Below are 24,416 nucleotides of genomic sequence, written 5' to 3'. Positions count from 1 at the left end.
GCTACCGGCCACGGTTACCGGGTGCCGCCAGCCGTCCAAAAACAACGCAGCCCGCCGAAGCGGGCCTGCGCCGAGCGTCACGGTTACGCCTGCACGAAAGCCAGCAGGTCGGCGTTGAGGACGTCCGCGTTGACCGTCAGCATCCCGTGCGAATAGCCCGGATAGGTTTTCAGCGTGCCGTTCTTCAGCAGCTTGATCGACTTCAGCGCGGCATCCGCGATCGGCACGATCTGGTCGTCCTCGCCATGCAGCACGAGCGTCGGCACGGAGATCGACTTCAGGTCTTCGGTCTGGTCCGTTTCCGAAAACGCCTTGATGCCTTCGTAATGCGCTTTGGCGCTGCCTTCCATCCCCTGCCGCCACCAGTTCCGGATGACGCCCTGATGCACGGTTGCACCTTCGCGGTTGAACCCGTAGAACGGGCCGCTCGGTACATCGAGGAAGAACTGCGCGCGATTGTCGGCGAGCGCTTTCCGGAAACCGTCGAACACCTCGAGCGGCAAGCCTTCGGGGTTCGAATCGGTTTTCAGCATCAGCGGCGGCACCGCGCTGACCAGCACCGCCTTCGCGACGCGGCCGGCCGGCTCGCCGTGCTTCGCGACGTAGCGTGCCACTTCGCCGCCGCCGGTCGAGTGGCCGATATGCACCGCCTTGCGCAGGTCGAGCGCTTCGACGACCGCGAACGCATCGGCCGCGTAGTGATCCATGTCGTGGCCGTCCGACACCTGCGTCGACCGGCCGTGGCCGCGCCGGTCGTGCGCGATCACGCGATAGCCCTTCTGGACGAAGAAGAGCATCTGCGCATCCCAGTCGTCGCTCGACAGCGGCCAGCCATGGTGGAACATGATGGGCTGCGCGTCCTTCGGGCCCCAGTCCTTGTAGAAAATCTCGACGTGATCCTTCGTTGTGACGTATGGCATCGCGATGCTCCTGTGACGTGGATGAACATGGCACACTGGCCGGGAGCCATTATCGGACAGTATTGTCAAACGATGACGCCACGATGCAAGCGGCCGTAAACAATCCGACCAACGTGCCCCCCCTCCCCCGCCCGAAGGGCGAACGATGGCGCTGCGTCAACTGTATAAGGCTGGACTGGACCGAACAGACAGCGTCAGATCGTCTGACTCGGTTCGGCCAACAAGCGACATTCGACACGGCGACCTGGATTCGGGACAATCTACACTGTTGCGAGCTTGCCATTTAAGCGATTCCTTGTGTCATCGAGCGACCCCAGCTTACTGTCTTATGCACATACGAAGATACCTTTCCGCGGCCGTGCCATTGCTGCTTACATGCAGGCCGAAAGTCTTTCGTGTGCACCTATAAGTAGGCAGATGGCATACCATTCAAACGTAGACACAACGTGTTGGCACTAACATGACTCTCGACATTCGTGGTGGACTCAAGAATACCGCCATCAACAGCAGCGACTACGTCGTGTTCGAAGAAATGCTCTCGAACGCTATCGACTCGTATTTGATCCGGCGAAATTCTGAAAAGGACGCCCCATCCTTTTTGGTGAAAATCCAATCTGAAATTATTGACACAACCCTTTTTGATGACGGCTTCGATGTCGAGGTGTCCTGTACAGACAATGGCGCTGGATTTGGGGACGATCAAGTGAAGGCGTTCATTACGAAGGACTCAACTTACAAAGATCAGCTTAGAATCCAGGGTATTGGAAAATGCAAAGGAGCTGGGCGCATCCAGTTCTTCCATCATTTCGATAAGCTCTCACTTGAAAGTGAATTCAAGCAGGGAAATAGATTTATACGTCGGAATCTTGTCGTTGATACTACTACGCGCGAAATCTCGAAAGAATCGTTCACAGAAACACCCGCACGTGATTCTGAATTTTTTACGACCATTAAGCTGAGCCGCCGGCGCAACACACCACGCAACTCCGAGCATAGGGCCGAACAAGAGAACACTCCAGACGTGTTTTCATGTCGCGCGGTTGCTGCTCACCTATATACGTCTTTCCTTCAACGACTCATCGTTTTGAAGGGGTTGATTGGTGACTTCGCAATTGAAATCATATCTAATCACGGAAACAATTCCGAGAGCACGACCATTCAAGGAAAGGATCTACCTTTCCCATCTGAAACAAGGCTTATCCCCTTGGTTTGTGGACATGGCAAAGACCTTAGATCTAGTCCAGACCTGAAGGTTACCCGTTACTCTTTCTCGGAAAATGATTTTCCGAATTTTCAACATGAAGTGGCCTTGTGCGCGAATTCCGCGATCGTCCAACAGCTCACGCGCCGGTACATAAAATCGACCGCAGACAGAAAGAGGCCCATCGACGGAAAATTTGAACTTATTTTGGTGGAAAGTAATTTTCTGGAGGAGGCCGTAAATCAGCAGCGCGATGGATTCGATATACCGTACGAATGTAGTGAAAGTGAAAACTTGGATGAAAAATTCTCACTCGAGGATGTTGTAGATTCCCTCGAAGACTATGTCTACGGAATTATTACGCCCAAGGATTTTAATAGGGATGATCTCGTTCGAGCGACGGAGCAAAAATTTGGTATTACACAGCAAATGCTCGAAGGAGCCAACATCAAAATTCACTACAGCGATACCGAGGAAAACATCGCTAAACGGGTTCTGAAGAGGTTTCAGGAAGACATCGTCGGGGATACATCTAGGTTATTCAAGGTTAAGGAGGAGTTGCTAAAGCTGGATCCTAGGTCGGATGATTTTCGGGACAAAGTAAATGAATTGTCTTGGAAATATACCAGCACCATAAAAAAGATGGACATGACCAATTTGTCGCAGTTGGTTGTCCGGCGCAGCGCGATGATTGAAGTGCTTCGGCATGCTGTTGATAAGTTGCTAGAATGCCAGCAGCAAGCAGATGGAAAGCGAAACGAGCATGAGCGCATCATTCACAACGTCTTTTTTCCGACTGGAAAGGACAGTGCCGACACAAAAGATCACGACATCTGGCTTCTGAATGAGGAATATCAGTACTTTGAACACATTGCTTCTGACAAGCCGTTGAGTACTTTGAAATGGCTAGATGGTCAGGATCTGTTCGACTCAGATATCGACAAAAGTCTTGAGGCTCTTTTTTCGGAAAATAATGAACTGCATTCCGCGAAACGGCCCGATATCGCACTTTTCAATCAAGAGGGTGCAGCCATTATCATTGAATTCAAAGCGCCTGACGTAGAGATTCAAGATCACATCAATGACTTGACTCAGTATGCGCGATTGTTGGCTGCAAAATCTAATGGAAAAATAAGAAAATTTTACGGCTACCTAATCGGAAGCAAATTAAACCACTCACGAATGCCAACGGGATGGACCAGATTTGCCAGTACGAAGGGATACTTCCACACAGGCGCGCTTGAGGATCCGGAGACTGGAAACCGCTATGGTGAGCTGTATTCAGAACTGTTGTTCTACAACCAGTTCATTGATCGGGCGCAATTGCGCCTCGGTATCTACAAGGACAAACTCAAGCTACGACTCGACTAACTTGGTAGGTGTGCCGAATCCCATCAGATGATTGGGTGACGCCGTTACGTAGCAAAATCTTGGGCAATTCAGCTAAATGCCTTCAACGTCCGCTGTGGAGAGCGATGAATGACGCTTAAGGGTCGATCACGGCCCTTGATGAAGTGACGGTGAACAGGCCCATCAGGAACGACGACGGCCCCATCACCGACACCGTGACCAGCATCAGGTTGCGCCGAGCGTGCCGCAGATCACCGCGCCGAGCGGACGGGCCGCGAGTCCCGCCCAGAAGCTCACCAGTGACGCGGTCGGGTCGAGCGACGGAAAGAACAGCTTCGGAGATCGTCGCCGCGACGACACCGTACAACGCGAAGTCGAACCATTCCAGCGCCGTGCCGAAGGTGGCGCGCGCCACCGCGCGACGGACCATCAGGTGATCCTTGGGGGACGCTCGGGCACAGTTCGAGCGCCGATTGTGGGCGCGATCGGCAGGCCAGCCACGCCACATCCCGCGAATACGATCCGATAGTGCTGCCCCTTGCTCGCCATAACGTGAAATCTCTCGATGCGCCGGGGCGGCTAGATGACCAAACGACCCTACTGGCGGCAATCAAAAGCTTTTGGTCAGGCCTACCCCCAAGGTACGGCCGCGACCGACCGAAACCAGTTGCATGCCGGAGTACAGGCTGCCGAAGGTTTCATAGCGTTTGTCGAAAAGATTCCGGCCGAACAGATAGACTTCGAGATCCTTGTTTTTCCATCCGATTTGGGCATTCACAAGACTATAGGCATCAAGGTAATAAGATTTGTCTATATCCGCGGTGCGCTTGCCGGTGTATTGGTATTGAAGGTCGGCGGAGAGCTTGCCGGGCAAATGAATCGCCTTGGCCGAGGTTTCGTATTGCAGCCCGGCCGTCGCCGTCCATTTCGGTGTGTTCGGAACAGGATTGCCAGTGACCGTATTGACTGCGGCGCCGTTGGCTCCGAGTTCGCTATGGATGTAGCCGACGCCCCCGGAGAAGCTCAAGCCTTCAGCGATGAGCGCGCGCGCCTGCAATTCGAAACCACTGGTCTTGTAGTCCTGATATGTTGTCCGAAAGGCGCCAAGCGAAGGATCGAGATAGGACATGACACCGTTCTTGATGTCGTTGTGATAGACGCTGGCATCGATCTGAAGACGATGGCTTAGAAGATCGGCCTTGACGCCCGCTTCGTAAGTCCACCCCAAAGCGGCCGGATAGGGGTTGCCCACGATGCCATCGACCGGATAGCTAAAGAGCGGGTACACCCGTGACGCGTGACCACGAGCAACCGACACGTAGCTTTGAATGTCGTTCGTCCACTTGAAGGATAGTGCTACCCGACCTGTCGGATAGGTTTGCGACGTTGAGTTGGAGCCGGTCAGCGAAGCGAGGCCCAGGGAGTTGTCCTGCTTCATCTCGATATTGTCATGGCTTACCCGGCCGCCGATCGAGAACTCCCAGCGGTTCGCAAAGGGGATCGAAACGTCCCCGAACAGTCCTAGGTTGGTCGTGTCGAGATTGCTTTTCATCGCGACTGAGCCGGAATACGGAGGCGGCGCGCACTGCGTACTGCTGCACCAGCGTATGCCGTTGGTTCGCATGGCACTGGCACCGACGACCCAGCGAACCGGGGCACCCTCGAGTGAATTCAGCCGAATCTCCTGGCTGAAGATGTTCTCCTGATCCGTTGAGTGGCCCACGTTACTGGATGCGGGGAACCCGATCGCGTCATAGACAAGTTTGTCCACGAGATCGAGTTCGCTTTCCAGCTTGTTGTGCTGGTAGGAACTGATGGAAGTGAGCTGGAAATTCTTGAAAAAATGCTCGACGGTCACGGTGGCGCCCGCTTGCGTTGTCTTCAAGTCCGGCTCGGTCAGGATGCCACTGGTCGGAAACTGACTGGCGCTACGCAGGACATACAGCGGGGAGTTAGCCTGATCATGCAGATAGTTGCCCGTCACTGTGATGATCGTGTCGTCCAGCCCCGTGAAGCGTAGTCCTCCACGGAATGCGCCTATGTCGCGCTTGCCCAGCTTGTCGGTGTAACGGCTACTGATATCGCCATTCTCATGGCCGTAACGGATCGCCATCCGTCCGTCAAGTTGTCCGGGCATGATATTGCCGCCAAGAACTGCCTCGCCCATGCGATAGCCGTGTTCGCCGACCTCGGTTGTCACGTGAACATCCCGAGTTCCGTCAGGCTGCTTCGTGACAACGTTGATGGCGCCACCCAGCGCATTGGTTCCCCATAGCGTGCCTTGGGGACCGCGCAGCACTTCGATATGGTCGACGTCGAGCAACATGTTCGACGCGCTCATCATGCTGTTCGGCACACCATCGACATTGAATGCGATCGTGCCATCGGAGTAGTTGGCAGGCGTCCCAAGTGAACTGACACCGCGAATTGAGAACCACTGGGAGCCTGTGGCGCGGCTGACCCATTGCACATTGGGCGCATGGCCGGCGATAGCCACACCTGGATCGAAGGGCGATTCCTTCAAGGTCTTCGCCTGCAGAACCGTGATGCTTTCAGGCACATCCTGAAGGCGTTCGGTCGTTTTCCGGGCGGTGACCGTGACGGGCTCAAGGACCGTGCTCTCTGCGCTCGATGCCGACGTGCCGCTATCCGGCGACTCAGTGGTTGATTGCGCTTGCTTTCCTTCGGTAGCGAACACGTCTGGAGCAGCGACGGCGACGGCTGCGGCAATCGTTGCGTTGAGCAATGTATGTCGGACGGTACGGACGACACGCAAGCCACACGCCGGGAGCCCTTCGCGCATCGCATCGATCGAGCCTGAACTTCTGCCAAGGGATTGATGAAAGGGAGAGCGATGTACCGCACATTGCCCTTCAATATGAGGCGTGTTAGACATTAAACGAGACTCATTTGCATTATCGGGATCGTCAATTTACCGATTCGCCGACACACCTCCGTAGCGAGATTTGGCCAATTCCTTGTTCAATCAGGCCAAGTGTATGTCTTTCCATCGAGATGGCCGTATTGCGAAATAAATTGACTAGATTTCGCAATGTAGAAGTGTGGCTGCACGGGTAGGCTGCGCCTCATCGTGGCCTGCCATGCCTGTTCTCTGGCCGGCCGAGAACTTCGTCCTTCCCGAGGAATACCCGTGCACTCACATATCATCGGTAGATCGGCCATGCGCGGCCGTTCAAGCGCCATTTCGATCCCCTTTGCTCGAGCGGGGCGCGCATGAGCACCGCCGCTATCTCCCGTACCAAACCCATTGTCATAAGCGTTGTTGGGCTGGTCGTGGTCTTCGGCCTGCTGTATGCCTGGCGCGCTGTTCGAAGCGGCGGCGCAGAACAACAGGCCATGCCGCCGATGCCTGTCTCGACGATCCGCGCAGAGCCTCGCAGTGTGGCCGACGAGTGGCAGGCCGTTGGCAGCCTGCAAGCCGTGCATGAAGTGCTGCTGGCTCCCGATACCTCGGGGCGGGTGACCGCCGTCAATTTCGACGCAGGCCAGTCCGTGAAGGAAGGGGCGGTGCTGATTCAGCTCTACGATGCCCCCGAACAAGCAGATCGTGCCGCTGCCGTGGCCAAAGCCGATTTCGCCCAGTTGCAACTCAGGCGTTCGCAAGCGTTGGCGCCTACCGGCGCGGAACCGCGCGAATTGCTCGAACAACATAAGGCGGACGCTGCCCAGACTGCCGCGGCAGTCCGGCAACTGGACGCACGCATTCAGCAAAAGTCGATTCGCGCGCCGTTCTCCGGTCAGTTAGGTATCCGACGGATCAATCTGGGTCAGTATCTCAATGCCGGTGACGCGATCGCCACGCTGACCCAGCTCGATCCGCTCTATGTCAACTTCACGTTGCCGCAGCAGGATATGCCCAGGCTGACGTCGGGCGCACCGGTTCAGGTAACGGTGGATGCTGTGCCGGGGAGGGTATTCACCGCCAGGATCAGCGCCATCGAACCGCGTATCGATGGAGAAACCCGCAATGTGGCCGTTCAGGCGCTGTTGCCCAATACCGACCGGTTGCTGAAACCCGGCATGTATGTGACGGCGCGGCTGGTATTGCCCGCCACGACGGACAATATCGTATTGCCGCTGACGGCGATCCAGACTTCGGCCTCTGGTGACAGCGTGGTGGTCGTGAAAGGCGCCGACGCGCAGGGAGTCGGCAAGGCGGTTGCCGTGCCGGTCATCACCGGCCGCCGGCTCGGGGAGGAGGTTCTGGTATCCCAAGGCATCAAGCCTGGCGACATCGTGGTGATGGCTGGCCAGAACCGTCTTCCGCCCGGTGCGACCGTAAAAATCAACAGCACGCCCCCTTCGGCAACGGCGACTCCTGACGCCCCGGCCGTTGCGTCCTCCAGCGCCAGCGCGCGGTAAAGGAAACCACGCCATGCGCTTTACAGACATCTTCATCCGTCGGCCCATCCTGGCACTGGTCGTCAGCCTGCTCATTCTGCTGATGGGCGCCACGTCGATTTTCCTGTTGCCTGTGCGGCAATACCCCTATCTCGAAAACGCCACCATCACGGTCAGTACCACGCTTCCAGGGGCAACCCAGGACGTGATGCAGGGTTTCGTGACCACGCCGATCGCGCAGTCCATCGCCACGGCCAGCGGTATTGAATACCTGAGTTCGACCACCACGCAAGGCAAGAGCGAGATCAAGGCGCGATTGGTGCTCAACGCCAACGCCGATCGCGCGATGACCGAGATCCTTGCCAAGGTGCAGCAGGTCAAGTACCAGTTGCCGGCGGGCATCACCGATCCGGTCATCAGCAAGTCCACCGAGGGCGGTACAGCCGTGCAATACATCGCCTTCTACAGCAAGACGCTGTCGATCCCGCAAGTGACGGATTTCGCGTCGCGGGTTGCGCAACCTCTGCTCACCAGCATTCCGGGGGTGGCCTCGGCGGACGTCTATGGCGGCCAGACGCTGGCCATGCGCATCTGGATCGACCCGGTGAGGTTGGCCGCGCGCGGGCTGTCGGCCGGCGAGATATCGGCCGCGCTGCGCGCCAATAACGTGCAGGCCGCGCCGGGCCAGCTCAAGAGCGCGCTGACTGTCACCAACATCAGCGCGGCCACCGATTTGCGCAGCGTCGAGGACTTCCGCCAGATGGTCGTGAAGTCGAGCCCCGGCGGAGGCGTCGTGCGGTTGTCGGATGTCGCCACCGTGGAAATAGGTGGCCAAAACTACAATAGCCTCTCGTTCGCCACCGGCATACCCGCGATCTTCGTCGCTATCCAGCCCACGCCGGCCGGGAACCCACTGGAGATCGTCAAGCAGGCCAACGAACTGCTGACCAGGATTCGTGCAATGGCGCCCCCAGGACTGACGGTAGCGCCGAACTACAACGTAGCGCGCTTCGTCAATGCTTCGATCGAGGAAGTCAAACACACGCTGGTGGAAGCCATCGTGATCGTGATCGCGGTGATCTTCCTGTTCCTCGGCACGTTCCGCGCGGTGATCATTCCGGTCGTCACCATTCCGTTGTCGCTGGTCGGTACCGCTGCGTTGATGCTGGTCTGCGGTTTTTCGATCAACCTGTTGACGCTGCTGGCGATGGTGCTGGCGATCGGTCTGGTGGTGGACGATGCCATCGTCGTGGTGGAGAACATCCATCGACACATTGAGGAGGGGCTGACTCCTGTGCGCGCGGCCCTGCTCGGCGCGCGCGAAATCGTCGGGCCGGTGATCGCCATGACTATCACGTTGGCGGCGGTCTATGCGCCAATCGGCATGATGGGTGGACTGACCGGCGCGCTGTTCAAGGAGTTCGCCTTCACATTGGCCGGCTCGGTCATCGTCTCGGGAGTGGTCGCGCTGACGCTCTCGCCGGTGATGAGCTCGATGCTGCTCAGTTCCAGGCAGGGCGAGGGACGGCTGGCGAAGCGGGTCGAGCACTACATGGAAGGGCTGACGGCGTTCTATGGGCGCCTGCTGGCCCGCACGCTAGCCGCTCGCGGTGCGGTGCTGCTGGTCGGTGTGGCCGTGCTGGCCGCCATCGCGGTGCTGTTCACCGGCGCTCGCCGCGAACTGGCGCCGACCGAGGATCAGGGCGCCGTCATCGTCGTCACCAAGGCCCCGCAATATGCGGGCGTCGGCTACACCGCCCGCTATGCTCAGCAGATCGAAAAGCTGTTCGAGCAGATTCCCGAGTTCGACAGCAGCTTCATGAACATCGGCGACTCCGCCGGTGGCCAGAACATGATGCTGGGTGGCGCGATCCTCAAGGACTGGTCGAAACGCAAGCGGTCGGCCACCGAGATCCAGGGGCAGATTCAAGCCGCCGGCGGCGCCATCGACGGCGAGACGTTGACCGCCGTGCAGTTGCCCCCGCTACCGGGTTCCAGCGGCGGCCTGCCGGTGCAGATGGTGCTGCGCTCGCCCGACGACTTCAAGACGCTGTACGAGACCGGCGAGAAGATCAAGGCAGCGGCCTATGCCAGCGGTCTGTTCCTCTACGTGCAGAACGACCTGTCCTACGACAGCCCGCAGGCGCACATCACGATCGACAATGCGAAGGCCAGCGAAATGGGGGTGACCATGCAGTCTGTCGCCGATACCCTTGCCGTGCTGGTCGGGGAAAACTACGTCAATCGTTTCAACTTCCACGACCGCTCCTACGACGTGATTCCGCAAGTGCGCGGCGCCGAGCGTATGACACCGGAAGACCTCGGGCGTTTCTATGTCAAAACGACCTCCGGCGCACTGGTGCCATTGTCGACCGTGACGCATGTCGAGATGCGCCCGCAAGCGAACCAGCTCACCCAGTTCGGCCAGATGAATTCGACCACGCTCGAAATGCTGCCGGCGCCGGGCGTGAGCATGGGCGAGGCTGTGAAGTTCCTGCAATCGCAGCCGCTGCCGCCCGGCACCAGTGTGGACTGGCTCAGCGACAGCCGCCAGTTCGTGCAGGAAGGCAACCGTCTGCTGATCTCATTCTGCTTCGCGCTGGTGGTGATCTTCCTGGTGCTGGCGGCGCAATTCGAGAGCCTGCGCGATCCGCTGGTGATCCTGGTGACGGTGCCGCTGGCGGTCTGCGGCGCGCTGGTGCCGCTGTGGCTGGGCTTTGCCACGCTCAATATCTACACCCAGATCGGATTGGTCACCTTGATCGGCCTGATCTCCAAGCACGGCATCCTGATGGTCACTTTCGCCAACCATATCCAGCACCACGAAAACCTGAGCCGCATCGAGGCGATCGAGAAGGCCGCGGCGGTGCGGATGCGTCCCGTGCTGATGACCACCGCGGCAATGGTCGCCGGCCTTGTGCCGCTGTTGTTTGCAGACGGCGCAGGCTCGGCCAGCCGGTTCTCCATCGGCATCGTGGTGGTGATGGGCATGATGGTCGGCACCTTCTTCACGCTGTTCGTACTACCCACCATCTACAGCTTCATCGCCAAGGATCACCGGGTAACAGCGGAAAGTTCTCGCGCCCGCGAACTCGCTACTGCGGAGGCTCCCGATGTCGCCCTTTAAACCGGTTCCTGCGATGCCTGTTGTGTCGCGTCCGGCGACGCTTCCCTCTCCGCGCGCTGCCTTCATGGCAGTGGCCGTTGCCGTTATCACCGCAGGTTGCGCCAGCGGCCCCGATTACCACGCGCCGGCCTTACCGGAAACCGCTGCAGGCCCCTTCGTCAGTCGCCCATCCAATACGGATGTTGCCGAAGCGCTGCCCGCGAACTGGTGGAAGCTGTATGACGACCCCGCGCTCGACAAGCTGGTGCAGGAAGCCTTGTCGGCCAATCCCAACCTGCGCGTGGCGATGGCCAACCTCGATCGCGCGCGGGCCATCTACACGGAAGCGCGCAGCGGGCAATTCCCTGCGACCAGTATGTCAGGAGGCGTGGGATACGGGCGCGATCAGACCACGTGGTCCGGCACTGGCCAGGCCCCCGCGCAATGGAGCTACAGCGCGGGCCTCGACGTCTCCTATGAACTCGATCTGTTCGGTCGGGTCAGGCGCGACATCGAGGCTGCTCGCGACGACACCGATGCAGTCGCCGCCGCCTACGATGCCGCCAGGGTCGTTGTTGTTGCGGAGACGACGCGGGCCTATGTGGACGCCTGCAGCTACGGTGAGTCCATCGGCGTGGCGCGCTCGTCCATCGAGCTGGCACAGCGCAGCCTGGATCTCATCGACAGCCAGGCGCACGCGGGCTCGGCGTCGCATCTGGATGTCGAACGGGCTGGCCTCACGCTAGCCCAGGCCCAGTCCGCATTGCCGCCCTTGCAAGGCCAGCGCGAAGCCGCACTGTTCGAGCTGGCCGCGTTGACGGGGCGCACGCCCTCGCAAGTGCCGGAACCGGCGCGTGCCTGCACCAAGGCTCCCGAGATTTCCGGTGCGTTGCCGGTCGGCGATGGCACTGCGCTGCTGCGTCGTCGCCCCGACGTGCGTCAGGCCGAGCGCCAACTGGCGGCGGATACCGCCCGCATCGGCGTGGCCGTGGCGGATCTCTATCCGCGTGTCACGCTGGGCGCTTCGGGTAACTACCTGCGCAACGACTACCTGAAAGGCAATCGCACCCTGTCCTTCTCTTTTGGGCCACTCATCTCGTGGACGTTCCCCAACATGATGGTGGCTCGAAGTCGCATTGCGCAGGCGAAGGCACAAAGCGTGGCGTCGCTGGCCAGCTTCGACGGTGCCGTGCTGAATGCACTGAAGGAGTCGGAGCAATCGTTGAGCGCCTATGGCGCGGCGATGCAGCAGCGCGATGCGCTGGTAGAGGCGCGTAACCGTGCCGAGAATGCCTTCCGGCTGGCCGACCAGCGCTACCGCGCCGGCTCCATCAGCTACCTCGACGTGATCGTGGCACAGACCAGTCTGATCGACGCGAAAGCCCAGGTGGCCGCTGCTGACCAGCGAGTCGGTTCTGCGCGAGTCAGCGTATTCAAGGCGCTTGGCGGTGGCTGGGAACAGGCCAGTACGCAGTAATGCTGAGGGCATCGGCGCGTGGGCGATCTCACCGTCGCGCCGATGTCTGATGCCAACCATTAGCCACGCGGCTCCGCGTTGTCGCGAACAACCGGAAGTTCTGCATAGCGAAGGAATATGGATATGGACCCGCGCGACGACCCGCCTCGGATCATTGACCTGATTACATCATTCGGTAGCAAGAGCCTGCCGTCTGGCAAACACACGATGAAGCACACCACATCAGCCTGTCCGGCGACCACACCGCCGATGTCGTCTCAGGAACAACGATTGGCGGCCAGCCGACTGCGACCGACGATCGCTCGTACCCGTGTCCTGTCCGTACTGGAACAGGCGGCGCCGCGCTGTCTGGATGCCAGTCAAATGTATCGCATCCTCTGCACGCAACTCGACAGCCTCAAACCGGCCTCGATCTACCGTGCGCTGAATGATTTATGGACCTCCGGCTTGCTGGTCCGCACGGAGGGCGCACAAGGCCGCGCACTCTACGCGCTCAAGCCGGACAGGAAGAACCTTCAGAACGACACCGTGCGCTGCCGCTGTGGCGCGCGATTGGTTTTTATTGAGGATCGGGCATTGCACGAGCATCTCCGATCACTGGCGACCAAGGAAGGCTTCGATCTCGACAACGAGCCAGCTTTTACCATCACCGTGACGTGTGCGGAATGTCGGCCGTTCCACAGGAGAAGAGAATAGGTGACCTTAAACCGAGGTCGCCCGATCTGACAGCGCCTCACCGCTTTTTGCTGCCTGGCCTCCATGCTCGGTGGACGACGGCACGCTCCACTCAAGGTGAGACTTAATCGGGAAGCACGATGCCGCGTACGGCATCAGACTGCGCGTTTGTCGTTCGATCGGAAAGGTATCGTGCTGGCGGCTTGCCTACCGCCTTGCGGAACATGGTGATGAACCCGCTGGCATTTTCGTAGCCCAGTTCCAGCGCCACCGTTTGCACGCTTTCGCCGATGGTCAGGCGTTGAAGCGCAAGGATCACATGCAGTTGCCGGCGCCAGCGTCCGAAGCTCATGCCGATTTCGTGCAGCAGAAGCCGGCTCATGCTTCGCTCGCTCATGCCAATGCGGGTGGCCCAATCGCCCTTTGAGGTTTTGTCGGTAGGATCGGCCAACAGCAATTCCGCGAGTCGGCGCAATCGCGGATCACGCGGCATCGGCAAATGCAGGTCTTCTACCGGAGCCGCCGCCAACTCATCCAGCAACGCGGCAATCAGTCGGTCTTCCCGGCCGCCCGACGGGTATGACGCGGGGAAGCCGGCCACCTTCAGAAGCAACTCGCGCAGCAATGGCGAGACGGAGATCGTGCAGCAGGTTTTCGGAAGATCCGGTGCGGCATCAGGCTCCACGAACAGGCAATGACATTCGGTTTCACCGGATCCCCGTGCCGAGTGGGGCAAGTCTCCCGGTATCCATACCGCGCATTGCGGCGGCACGATCCAGACACCGTTTTCGATTTCGCAGTTGAGGATGCCACGGACGGAGTAAAGCAGTTGCGCCCTGCGGTGCCGATGCCTCGCATGTTCCCAGCCCTTGGCTACCGACATGGCACTCAGGGCGACAACGGGCCGGGGCAGGTTATCCACGTCCTTGGCCACGGCCGGATCGGTGATGGCAATGCTTGACATGATGCGTATCGGGCTTCGGATCCAAGATGAGGCGCTGGCCTAATTGAAAAATATTATGGCCAACTTGTGCAATGACGTCCAGCTATTCCGCCGGTATCGTGTGATTGACCATGCTGGTCGTTCTGCTCGCCAGGGCTATTGCGCTGCCGGTCCGGAGGGGTATCCCATTTTTCTTGACGAAGTGGGGCTGCCAGCTATTTCCCGTGATGCGCCGAAGGAGTATTGGCATGTTGATTGACGCCTCGAAGTTCCCCTTGGTCTGGATGCGACTAAACGCACCAGGCACCGACCCCACAGTCTCGCCTTTTGCCGAGTTCGAGGGATTGCTCGCACGGAAGGAAGTTTTCGTCTTACTCAACGACGAGGGGCTTGATAAAGGCGAACACGAACATTCGCCGGAAGAAAGGAAGCAAACCTCGCTTTGGATGAAACGCCACAAGAGCGAATTGCGGACCTTCGTCAAGGCAGGGATCTACATCGAACCGAATACCGCCAAGCGACTGGCGACCAAGGCGTTCGCTTTGGTATACGAAAAATTTTGGGGCTATCCCATGCTCACGGTTGCGACGAAAGACGAGGCGCTGGCCCTGGCGCGGAGGTTGTTGCTGGGCGAGCAAACGGATGCATGGTCGCACTAGGCCCGACTAATGAGGTCGGTCGGAATCTGGAGGCCGGCGCGTTAAGAGGCGGTACGAGCACTGAAGAAATGAGGCAGGTCAATGGCATCGAAAACGGTCGAAACCCGGCGCTCCGTCTCCGTCGGCAGCAAGATTCGCTTGCTGCGACAGCGCCAGGGTCGCACGTTGGACGACGTCGCGACCGTCTCGCAGCTTTCCAAGCCCTTTCTTTCGCAGGTCGAGCGAGATCACGCCAGCCCGTCGATCACTTCGCTCGCGAGCATCGCGAAAGCGCTGGGCGTGTCCGCCAGCTATTTCATCGATACGCCGACCGAGGAAAGTTGCGTGCGACGCCGTAAGGATCTGCGGTACTTCGCCTTCGCCGATTCCGCCGATCTGCTCGCGCGCCTGTCGATTCGGCCGGGCGACCGCCAACTCGAAGCGATTCTCGTGCGCATGTCGCCCGGCGAGCGACCAGGCAAAGAAACCACGCACGCGTGCGAGGAATTCGTGCATGTGCTCAGCGGTGAAGTGACGATCACGCTGGAAGGCAAAACGTTCGTGCTCGGCGTGGGTGACAGCGCGCACTATGAATCGACAATTCCGCCTATCTGGACCAACACGCGCGACGACGAAGCCGTGCTGGTCTGGGTCGGCACGCCACGGCTGCTTTGACCGGCGCGCGGCGCGCACATGGACGCGCGGCGACTCTTGTGAGGCCGTAGACGCTTTTCGTGCCCCCACCATCGCTTCCGCCCCCCTCCGATCCGTACCTCGACTCCTTTCCCCCGTCGAACGGCGTTTCCGGCCGGAGTGCTCCGTTACCTGCCCTTACACTGTTGGCACGGCGACCGGCTGGAGTGGGTCGATCTGCGCCGGTCATCCGTCACGGAGCGGCCGGCCCCATTCGATCAGGAAGCGACATCATGGTGACGCCGGATCCTACGTTCGTAGATCCGTTCACTGCGAAAAGCGGCCGTCCGTACCTCGCTGAGACGAAAGTCCGCAAAGCCGACTTGCTCGATGCGGCTATGCCGGCAGAAGACCCGCAATGCGATAACTTTCAATTAACCCGTCATAGACAGAAATATCGGAGCGACTCCTGGCAATGAGCTGAGCGCCAGCGACGGCGGCGTAGATGGCGCGAGCACGCCGTTCGCTATCCTCGGCGCTGACCACGGCCGCGTCGGACAGCACCTTGCTCAGCCACGCAACATTCACATCGGCAAAAGTCTGGACCTCTTTCGTCACCGTTTCCGGCAAGTCATCAGATTCGGCAGCCATGAAGCTGCACAGGCATATGCGATTGCCATGCTCAAGCGCTTTGCGAAACGTATCGGGATAGCGGCGCAGGCAATCGATCGGATTTGCGGATTCGGCCAAAATCGCATCCAGCGCAGCTGCCGATTCCTCCCAATACCGCCTCGCCACCGCTGCGCCAAGATCGGCCTTGCTTGCGAAGTGGTGGTAAATGCTCGCGGCCTTGATGCCGACAGCTTCAGCGAGATCACGAAAGTTCAGCCCGCTGTAGCCGTGCGCCTGGGCAATCTTTGTGGCGGCCACCAGGATTCGCTCCCTGGAACTCAGGCCTGACTCGTTCTTCACTCTGCTACCGCCTCCACGACTGTTGACACCGGCAATTATACCTTCTACCGTAAACCTAACGAACGTTAGGTAGATGTGGATATCCACTCCCCATATCGTCCGACCCCGTGTGACAAACCGCATAGAGAGGCACGCATGGCTTTCAGCACCACCGATTTCGACGTAACCCAACTCCCGATCATGACGATTTACGATTTCCCCAAAGGCCCCTATCCGACGCGCGTCCGTATCGCCCTGGCCGAGAAAGGTCTGCGATCGCGCGTCGAGTTCGTGATGGTCGACCTTTACAAGGGGGAGCACAAAAGGCCCGAGTTCATCTCCGAGAAAAACTACTCGGGAACGCTGCCGGTCCTCGAACTAAACGACGGAACGTGCATCGCCGAATGCACAGCCATTACCGAATACCTCGATACGCTCGATGGCGCACCCACGCTGACCGGCAGGACACCACTCGAAAAAGGCGTGATCCACATGATGAGCAAGCGCGCCGAGCTGGAGTTGCTCGACGCAATCAGTGTCTATTTCCACCATGCCACGCCAGGGTTGGGACCCAACGTCGAGCTCTATCAGAACGCCGAATGGGGGCTTCGTCAGCGCGATAAAGCCCTGAGGGGCATGCACTACTTCAATGACGTCCTGAAAAAGCAGCCGTTTGTCGCTGGGGATGCCTTCTCTATGGCCGACATCACCGTCATCGGCGGTCTCGTCTTTGCGTCAATCGTGAAGTTAACCGTGCCTGCGGAGTGCGAGGCGCTGCTGGATTGGTACACGAGAATGCGGGAACGTCCCAGCGTCAAGAACCAGCCGGCATTCGCCTGAAACAGCAGTCGTGCCCGACCGTCATCGACGGTCGACCAATCCTTGGTTGCAAATCGGGAACGACCTGCCTGCGCAACTTCGACGACTCGGCTACTCGATCGATACCGGATGGCCGCACGACGCCAAACGTTGCGCAGCAGATCGGTCAATCGTAGAGGCGTACTGCGCGCGGTGCTCACGTAGCAATGCGGAGTGGAAGGACGCGGTCGTGGCACACGGCTTCGCGTACGACCGCCACGGTGGCCGTTCCAGTTGGACAGCGGCCGCTGAGGACCCACCGAGTCGAATGGCAGCTCGGTGGCGATCACGGCCCTGACGAAGCAACAGCGAAGCAATCCCAGACCCGACCTGACGCTGACTGCCTGACAGCTCACATCTCGACTTACGCCCTTCAACCATCCGTCGATACCGTCACCGCCTCCCACGCCCGGATTTCCTCGTCCAGCGCCGCGAGTTTACCGCGCACGAGCCGCAGCGCATCGCTGCCGAGCAGCAGATGGGCCGGCGGATGTTGTGCCGCAACGACGGCGAGTATCGCCCGCGCCGCTTTCACCGGATCACCCGGTTGCTTGCCGCTCTTCTCCTCGCGCGCCTGGCGAATCGGGTCGAAGATCGCGTCGTAATCGGCGATCGAGCGCGGCGTGCGCATCATCGACCGGCCGGCCCAGTCGGTGCGGAACGAACCCGGCGCCACGGCCGTCACCGCGATGCCGAACGGCTCGAGTTCCTTGCCGACCGATTCGGAAATCCCTTCCAGCGCGAACTTGCTGCCGCAGTAGTAAGCGATGCCCGGCATCGTGATGTGGCCGCCCATCGACGTGATGTTGAGGATGCGCCCGCGCCGCCGTTCGCGCATGAACGGGACGACCGCCTTCATCATCGCCACCGCGCCGAATACGTTCACGTCGAACTGCCGGCGCATCTCCGCGAGCGGCGCTTCTTCCATGATCCCTTCGTGCCCGTAGCCGGCGTTGTTCACCAGCACGTCGACGGGCCCGACGTTCGCCTCGATTTCGGCAACGACACCGTCGATGCGATCGAAGTCGGTCACGTCGAGCACGCGCGCGAATGCCCGCGCGGACAGCGCTTCGAAAGCCTGCGCCGCCTGCGCGCTTCTCACGGTGCCGACCACCGTGTGACCCGCCGCGAGCGCCTCCTGCGCGAGCGCGCGGCCGAAGCCGCTGCTGACGCCGGTAATGAGCATGAGGTTTGCGGATGCCATGTGAGCTTCTCCCGTATGTCGATTGGAGCGTGCATACTAGTCTGACGAACCCCGTCGAATAAGCCCGATTCCGCTGATTTTCTTGCACAAAACTATGAGCCTCGAGCCCGCCTCCGCCCAATCCCCATCGCTGCCGCCGCGCGACCGGAAGCGTCTGGTGACGCTGCTGCACGCGCTGGCGCCCGACGAAGGCTACAACCTGACGGCCTTGCCGAGCGTGCGCATCCTGCGGTCGAACCGCGCGCTGTCGCGCACGCCGGTGCTGTACGACCCGGGCATCGTGATCGTGTGCCAGGGCTGCAAGCGCGGCTACTTCGGCGGCGAGCGCTATCTGTACGACGAGCATCACTACCTGGCGGTGTCCGTGCCCGTGCCGTTCAGCATGGAAACCGACGCCACGCCCGAGCGTCCGCTGCTCGCGCTGTATCTGCACCTCGATTTCACGATGGCCGCCGAACTCGCGGCACAGATCGACCGCGAAGGCATCGCGGAGCCCGTGCAGGCGCCCAGGAGCATGATGTCGACGCCGATGGATGCAACGATGCACACGTCGGTGCTGCGTTTCGTCGAGGCGATGGGCCGGCCGCTCGATGCCGCGGTGCTGGGCCCGGCGCTGCTGCGCGAGTTGTATTTCCGTGTGCTCACCGGTGCGCAGGGCAGCGCGATGCGCAGCGCGCTGGCGATGCGCGGGCAGTTCGGCCGGATCGGCCGGTCGCTGCGCGTGATTCACGCCGATTACGCGCAACCGCTCGACGTGCCGCAACTGGCCGACGCAGCCGGCATGAGCGTGCCGAGCTTTCACAGCCACTTCAAGGCAATCACGCAGGTGTCGCCGATGCAGTACCTGAAGTCGACACGCCTGCATCAGGCGCGGTTGCTGATGGTGCGCGAGGACCTGACGGCGGAGGCGGCCGGCTACGCGGTCGGTTACACGAGTCCGTCGCAGTTCAGCCGCGAATTCAAACGCCTGTTCGGCCTGACGCCGGCGAAGGAAACGCAGCGCATGCGCGAGAGCTTCGCCATTCCGGCGGCATTCGACGATGCGGTGTTCGTGTCGTCGCATTGAATCGGGTACCGCGCCAGGCCCACGCGCCAATTTTCGTCGACCGCGTCTAGCCCCGCTGCCGATAGATGCGCGCGACGCTCGCGAAGAACGACAGCGCGGCGATCGCGCAGGCCAATGCGAACACGTAGACGGGAAATGGCCGCTCGCCCTCGCCTCCGCCCGCGCCGCTGACGAGCGCGATCACCACGGCAACCAGCGCGGCGCCGATGGACTGACCTGTCGTTCTCGCGGTCGACAGCACGCCGGAAGCGGTGGCCGTGCGGTTCTTCGCCGCGTTGGCGAACATCTCCTTGTTGTTCGGCGGCAGGAAGAAGCCGTACCCCACGCCGCACAGTGCGACGCGCCACAGGAAATCCACGACGGATGGTTGCGCGGGCAACAGGATCAGCGAACCGATCCCGAGACAAAACATCAGCACGCCGACACTCGACAGCTGCGTCGCATTGAAACGATTCGCCAGTCGCCCGGCAAACGGCGCGCACAGCGCGACCGCGATCGGCCAGGGCGTAAAGACCAGCGCCGATTTCAGCACGCTGTACGCATACGTGTGCTGCAGCACGAACGGCAACGCGACCAGCGCCATGCCCTGCGACACGAACATCGTCACGGACGTCAGCACCGCAAACGTGTATCGGCGCGACCGGAAAATGTCCAGCGGCAACAGCGGATGCCGCGCCCTGGCCTGCCCGACGCAGAATGCCAGCATCAGCACGGCCGCAGCGCCGGCAAGCACGAGCACGGTACGGTTGCTCCACCGCCCGATCTGGTCGACGGCGAGCGCAAGGAGGCCGAATGCCGCGGCGGAAGTCACCGCGCCCGGCACGTCGAAGCCGCGCTCCCGATGCGTGTCTTTTCCCAGCGCGACGAACGAGAACGCGATCGCGGCGATCCCGAACGGGAGGTTGATGAAAAACAGCCAGGGCCACGATGCCCACGAGACGATCAGGCCGCCCAATGCAGGGCCGACGGCGGTCCCCACCGCAAATACCAGCGCATTGACACCGAAGATCGTCCCGAGCGAGGCGGGCGGGAAAATCACCCGGTAGAGACCGTAGCCGACGCTGATCAGGATCGCGTAGCTGATGCCCTGCAGGACCCGCATCGCCACCAGCGCGCCGAAGGTGGACGCCAGCCCGCAGCCGAGCGACGCGATCGTAAACAACACCAGCCCGATCGTGTAAAAGCGTCGCTCGCCGATTCTCGAGCCGAGCGACGCGCACGTCAGCATCGTCGCCGCACTCGCCACCTGATACCCGTTCGCGACCCAGATGACCGACGCTGCGCTCACGCGCAGGTCGGTCGAGATCGTCGGCAGCGCGATATTGACGATCGCGCTGTCGAGCGCGGACATGAATACGCCGACCAGAATCGCGATGGCCGCAAAATAGCGGCGAGGAATGTCGAATCCTTCGTCGCCGAACGTTTCCGCGATCTCCATGAATCACCCTTGCCGGACGCAGGCCCGGTGCATGAACTAGTCGCGACGCGCCGGCGCGCCGTGCGCGGCATCGTGTGCCAGGCCCGCGAGCGAATTCAGGATGAAGGCCGTCACGCCCCAGATGTCCTGGGTCTGCTCCGCCCAATACCACGCGCCCATGCGTTCGCCGTCCGTGTACTGACGCGGCAGATCCGGATTCAGCAGCGCGGCGAACGGAAACTCGAAGATTTCCGCGACTTCCGCGGGCGCCGCCTCCCATGTCGCCGTTTCCGGCACGATGCCGATCACGGGAAAGATCGCGTGATGACGCTTTCTGGTTTTATGGATCGGCAAGCTGCCGACCACGCGGACCGCGCCGGGCGCGAGGCGAATTTCCTCGAGCGCCTCGCGCAACGCGGTCGCGCCGATATCGCGGTCGGCCTCCGCCGGGCGTCCGCCCGGAAAGCTCACATGCGACGAGTATTCGCTGAGATTCGACGCGCGCCGGGTCAACAGGATCGTCGGCTCGCGCCGCGCGACGATCGCGACCAGCACCGCCGAGAATTTCCACTGTCCGTCGTTGTCCGCGAGGAATTGCTTCGCCGTCGGCCAGTCGGTGCCGGCAGGAATGCCGTGACCTTCGACGCCACGGACGATCGCTTCCAGCGCGGCCTGCGGCGAGCCGGCTTCCGCGTGCGCGCCTGCCAACCCGGCTCCGATGTTCAAGACGCCTCTGTCTGGTTCCATGTCTGCCTCCTGCGTGCGGCACCTGCACACGCTGCACGACACTGAACCCGACACGTGTTGCATGGGCGCGGCGTCGTTGTGGTCAATCCGATGAACCGGTGTTCGCATGCGATCGCAAATGACACGCGCGGGTGCGCGACTGTCTGCTCCGGCGTAAAAATATCCGCCAGCGTTGCGGATGATTGAATGCCGAAACCCGATCGCCGTCGATCAACGGAGAAACCGATCATGCACGAAAAAGCGAGACTCCGTTCGACCGCGCGCGCACGTCGCGTCCTCGCTCAAGCGACGGATGTCGGCTCGCTCCGCGCATCGACGCGCGCCGATGCGGTACCGATCCACCCGGCCGCCGCGATGGCCGCTGCCGTCACGATCATCATCGCGCCCCACCCGACCCGCGCGTTGAGCAGCCCGGCCGCGACGGCACCGCCGGCACCGGCCGCGTAGTACAGCGTCAGGTACGCTGCGCTCAAGACCCCGGCGCGGGCCGGCTGAATCGCGACGACGCGCGTCTGGTTCGCGACCTGCGCGGCAAAGCAACCGGCATCGAACAACGCCAGCCCGACAGCCAGCCATCCGGGTCGACCGAGCGCAACGGCAAGGAGCAAGGTCGACACGGCCGCCACGACAAGGCCGCCCCGGATGACCGCGCGATCGCCGAATCGATCGGCGAGTTTTCCGGCAACGCGCGTCACGCCGAGGCCCAGCACGCCCGCGAGACTGTATGCACCGATCGCGGCGGCACCCAGTTTATACGGCGGCCCGGCCAGACGAAGCGCGAGCCCCACCCAGACCAGGTTGAACGCGAAGAACCAGAGCATGCCGGCGCAGGTACGACGCCTCAACGGCGCACTGTCGCGCAGCAACCGCGGAATCGCACCGATCGCATTCGCACGGCCGGGCAGCCCTTCCGGCCGGCCGCCCGGCAACAGCACCGCACCGCCGACGGCGGCCAGCGCGACGCATCCGGCCAGCACGAGCAACGCGCCGCGCCATCCGCACCATTGCGACAACACGCCGCCCGCGAAACGGCTCAGCAGGATCCCGGCGGAAATGCCCGCCGACACGGCTCCCATCGCCACACCACGCCGTTGCGGATCCGCATGTTTTCCGGCGACGGCGCTGCATTGCGCCGCGACCGTGGTTGCCGCGCCCACCAGAAAAAACGCGGCATCGAGCACGAGCGGCCCGGGCGACAACGACGCGCACGCGAGCAACAGCGCGAGCGCGCCCATCTGCATCGAGACGAGCACGCGCGGGCTGAAGCGGTCGACCAGCGGCACCAGCACGGCGAGGCCGACCAGATAACCGAGCATCGTCACGGAGGCGAGCGCCGCCATGCGCGACGCCGCCACCCCGAAGTCGCTCGCGATCGCCGACAGCGACGGCTGCAACGCATAGCCGTTGGCGATCGCCACGCCGGCCGCCAGCGCAAGCGCCGCCGTCGCGGTACGGGACAGCGGGCCGCGGTTGCCGGCGACGGTCATGCCGCGGGCCTGACCGCGATCGCCTCGACTTCGACCAGGATCTCCGGATCGACGAACGGAAGCGCATGCACCAGCGAAAACGCCGGCCGGATATCGCCGTAGATCTCCCCGTGCGCGCGTGCGGCGGCTTCCCAGTTGTCGAAGTCCGCGACCACCAGGCGGCTCTGGACGACGTCGGACAACGAGAACCCGCTGTCCGCCAGCACCCGGTCGATCGTCGCCAGCGCATCGCGTGTCTGCGCATACACGTCCGCGCCTTTGCCGGCGGTCCCCGAAATGTAGATGGTGTTGTCGACGACCACCGCGCGCGAGTAGCCGACCTTGGGCTCCCACGGGGAGCCGGTGCTGATCCGTTTTCGCATGTTGAAGATCTCTCCAGTCAGGTTGAGAAGCATCGCCTACTACTTGGGTAGTAAGTTAGAGCGATTGTATACTACTCCAGTAGTTAATCAAGCAGACCCATGCAAGTCACCGTGGGCGCAAGAGCCGGAGCCGATACACATGAGCGAAAACACGGAGCTGATCACGTCGTTGATCCGGCTTGGATTCACCCAGTACGAAGCGCAGGCCTACGCGGCCCTCGTCGGGCAGGCCGCGCTGACGGGGGCGGAAGTCGGCCGGCGCGCCGGCATGCCGCCTTCGAAGATCTATGAAACGCTGGGGCGTCTGGAGGCGCGCGGTGCGGTGCTCGTCAACCGTTCCGAGCCCGTCCGCTATGCGGCCGTGCCCCACCGGTCGTTGCTCGAGGATTTGCGCAAGCGCTTCAATGCGGATCTCGAAACGGCCGCGGGCGCGCTCGACCGGCTGCCGGTTCAACAGGAGCCGGGGCTCGTCTGGTCGCTGAGCGGGCGGGAAGCGATCGCCAGCGCCTTCGCGCGCGTCATCGTCAACGCAAAAACGCAGATCTTCGCGGGCGTCTGGGACGAAGAGATCGACGCCCTCGGGCCGCTGCTCGAGGCCGCCGCGGCACGCGGCGTCGACACGCACGCGGCGATTTACGGCAATCGCACGCTCAACGGGCCGCGCCACTACGACATGGCCAAATGCGGCGCCAGCGCGCGGCTCAGGCTGTCCGGCCGCCGGCTCGCCGTCGCCGTGGCGGACAACACCGAGGCCGTGGTGGCGGAATTCGGCGATCATTCGCCCGATCACGCCACCTTGACGACCAACCCGGTCATTGCGCTGCTCGCGGTCGAGTACATCAAGGCGGATGTGAGCGGGCGCGTGTTGATCGACGCAATGAGCCCGGCGGAGTACCGGAAAGTCCTGAAGCATCCCGACATGCAGGCGATGCTTGCACCGCTCGACAAGGCGAGCTGACCCAGGCGACCCTGCACGGCTGCCCGCGCGAAGCGCATCGCGCCGCGCGCACTCCACCCAG

Annotated in this window: 19 protein-coding genes and 1 pseudogene; 10 read left to right on the top strand and 10 right to left on the bottom strand. The window is 61.5% G+C overall.

Annotated elements, in window-relative coordinates:
* Positions 1-83: 83 nt before the first annotated feature.
* Complete coding sequence (locus tag ABY44_RS40220; RefSeq protein WP_060174756.1) at positions 84-920, bottom strand: alpha/beta fold hydrolase; 837 nt, start codon at positions 918-920, stop codon at positions 84-86.
* 460 nt (positions 921-1,380) lie between these two features.
* Between ABY44_RS40220 and ABY44_RS40215 the strand changes: the two genes are divergently transcribed.
* Positions 1,381-3,492: a hypothetical protein gene (locus tag ABY44_RS40215; protein ID WP_060174757.1), complete on the top strand. Its 2,112-nt coding sequence runs from the start codon at positions 1,381-1,383 to the stop codon at positions 3,490-3,492.
* Positions 3,493-3,610: 118 nt separating this feature from the next.
* On the opposite strand, the pseudogene ABY44_RS40210 reads toward ABY44_RS40215, so the two are convergent.
* A pseudogene (locus tag ABY44_RS40210) lies at positions 3,611-3,901 on the bottom strand (MFS transporter); the annotation flags it as partial.
* Positions 3,902-4,081: 180 nt separating this feature from the next.
* On the bottom strand, positions 4,082-6,367 hold the full coding sequence (locus ABY44_RS40205; RefSeq protein ID WP_081072831.1) for a TonB-dependent receptor: 2,286 nt from the start codon (positions 6,365-6,367) through the stop codon (positions 4,082-4,084).
* Positions 6,368-6,705: 338 nt separating this feature from the next.
* On the opposite strand from ABY44_RS40205, the gene ABY44_RS40200 reads away from it, so the two are divergent.
* From ABY44_RS40200 to ABY44_RS40185, 4 genes are all read left to right on the top strand, one after another.
* Positions 6,706-7,854, top strand: a complete 1,149-nt coding sequence (locus ABY44_RS40200; protein ID WP_060174760.1) for an efflux RND transporter periplasmic adaptor subunit — start codon at positions 6,706-6,708, stop codon at positions 7,852-7,854.
* Positions 7,826-10,960 (top strand): efflux RND transporter permease subunit, encoded by a 3,135-nt coding sequence (locus tag ABY44_RS40195; protein ID WP_414143100.1) that lies wholly within the window; start codon positions 7,826-7,828, stop codon positions 10,958-10,960. The genes ABY44_RS40200 and ABY44_RS40195 overlap by 29 nt, the downstream gene beginning before the upstream one ends.
* The gene (locus ABY44_RS40190) at positions 10,947-12,416 is read left to right on the top strand and encodes an efflux transporter outer membrane subunit (RefSeq protein WP_230948911.1); all 1,470 of its coding nucleotides are present in this window, start codon (positions 10,947-10,949) and stop codon (positions 12,414-12,416) included. Before ABY44_RS40195 ends, ABY44_RS40190 begins: the two co-directional genes overlap by 14 nt.
* Positions 12,417-12,539: 123 nt before the next feature.
* Positions 12,540-13,112 carry a Fur family transcriptional regulator gene (locus tag ABY44_RS40185; RefSeq protein ID WP_081072834.1) on the top strand — a complete coding sequence of 191 codons (573 nt, stop codon included), beginning with the start codon at positions 12,540-12,542 and terminating at the stop codon, positions 13,110-13,112.
* Between the two features lie 103 nt (positions 13,113-13,215).
* On the opposite strand, the gene ABY44_RS40180 is transcribed toward ABY44_RS40185, so the two are convergent.
* Positions 13,216-14,055 (bottom strand): AraC family transcriptional regulator, encoded by an 840-nt coding sequence (locus ABY44_RS40180; protein ID WP_060174763.1) that lies wholly within the window; start codon positions 14,053-14,055, stop codon positions 13,216-13,218.
* Positions 14,056-14,282: 227 nt separating this feature from the next.
* Between ABY44_RS40180 and ABY44_RS40175 the strand changes: the two genes are divergently transcribed.
* The gene (locus tag ABY44_RS40175; RefSeq protein ID WP_027792411.1) at positions 14,283-14,693 is read left to right on the top strand and encodes a hypothetical protein; all 411 of its coding nucleotides are present in this window, start codon (positions 14,283-14,285) and stop codon (positions 14,691-14,693) included.
* An 81-nt stretch (positions 14,694-14,774) separates the two neighbouring features.
* Positions 14,775-15,347 (top strand): cupin domain-containing protein, encoded by a 573-nt coding sequence (locus ABY44_RS40170; RefSeq protein WP_060174764.1) that lies wholly within the window; start codon positions 14,775-14,777, stop codon positions 15,345-15,347.
* Between the two features lie 354 nt (positions 15,348-15,701).
* On the opposite strand, the gene ABY44_RS40165 is transcribed toward ABY44_RS40170, so the two are convergent.
* Entirely contained in the window at positions 15,702-16,277 is a 576-nt protein-coding gene (locus ABY44_RS40165; protein WP_060174789.1) for a TetR/AcrR family transcriptional regulator, read from the bottom strand.
* Positions 16,278-16,412: 135 nt separating this feature from the next.
* Between ABY44_RS40165 and ABY44_RS40160 the strand changes: the two genes are divergently transcribed.
* Positions 16,413-17,096, top strand: coding sequence for a glutathione S-transferase (locus ABY44_RS40160; protein WP_060174765.1), 684 nt, complete (start codon positions 16,413-16,415; stop codon positions 17,094-17,096).
* A 391-nt stretch (positions 17,097-17,487) separates the two neighbouring features.
* Here ABY44_RS40160 and ABY44_RS40155 read toward each other — a convergent pair whose 3' ends face one another.
* A complete protein-coding gene (locus tag ABY44_RS40155; RefSeq protein ID WP_060174766.1) occupies positions 17,488-18,318 on the bottom strand; it encodes an oxidoreductase in 831 nt (276 codons plus the stop codon).
* Positions 18,319-18,412: 94 nt separating this feature from the next.
* Between ABY44_RS40155 and ABY44_RS40150 the strand changes: the two genes are divergently transcribed.
* On the top strand, positions 18,413-19,384 hold the full coding sequence (locus tag ABY44_RS40150) for an AraC family transcriptional regulator (protein ID WP_060174767.1): 972 nt from the start codon (positions 18,413-18,415) through the stop codon (positions 19,382-19,384).
* Positions 19,385-19,430: 46 nt separating this feature from the next.
* On the opposite strand, the gene ABY44_RS40145 is transcribed toward ABY44_RS40150, so the two are convergent.
* The 4 genes from ABY44_RS40145 to ABY44_RS40130 form a co-directional block, all read right to left on the bottom strand.
* A complete protein-coding gene (locus tag ABY44_RS40145; protein ID WP_060174768.1) occupies positions 19,431-20,822 on the bottom strand; it encodes a DHA2 family efflux MFS transporter permease subunit in 1,392 nt (463 codons plus the stop codon).
* A gap of 36 nt (positions 20,823-20,858) precedes the next feature.
* The gene (locus ABY44_RS40140; protein WP_060174769.1) at positions 20,859-21,548 is read right to left on the bottom strand and encodes an NUDIX hydrolase; all 690 of its coding nucleotides are present in this window, start codon (positions 21,546-21,548) and stop codon (positions 20,859-20,861) included.
* Between the two features lie 281 nt (positions 21,549-21,829).
* On the bottom strand, positions 21,830-23,035 hold the full coding sequence (locus tag ABY44_RS40135) for an MFS transporter (protein WP_060174770.1): 1,206 nt from the start codon (positions 23,033-23,035) through the stop codon (positions 21,830-21,832).
* On the bottom strand, positions 23,032-23,397 hold the full coding sequence (locus ABY44_RS40130; protein ID WP_027792402.1) for a RidA family protein: 366 nt from the start codon (positions 23,395-23,397) through the stop codon (positions 23,032-23,034). The genes ABY44_RS40135 and ABY44_RS40130 overlap by 4 nt, the downstream gene beginning before the upstream one ends.
* Before the next feature lie 139 nt (positions 23,398-23,536).
* On the opposite strand from ABY44_RS40130, the gene ABY44_RS40125 reads away from it, so the two are divergent.
* Positions 23,537-24,355, top strand: coding sequence for a TrmB family transcriptional regulator (locus ABY44_RS40125; RefSeq protein WP_060174771.1), 819 nt, complete (start codon positions 23,537-23,539; stop codon positions 24,353-24,355).
* Positions 24,356-24,416: the final 61 nt, after the last annotated feature.

The organism is Burkholderia sp. ZZQ-2 (assembly GCF_050768715.1).
In the GTDB taxonomy this organism is placed as follows: domain Bacteria; phylum Pseudomonadota; class Gammaproteobacteria; order Burkholderiales; family Burkholderiaceae; genus Burkholderia; species Burkholderia cepacia.
The sequence above is the reverse complement of the archived record's forward strand: the minus strand, read 5'-3'. Positions and strand labels throughout refer to the sequence as shown.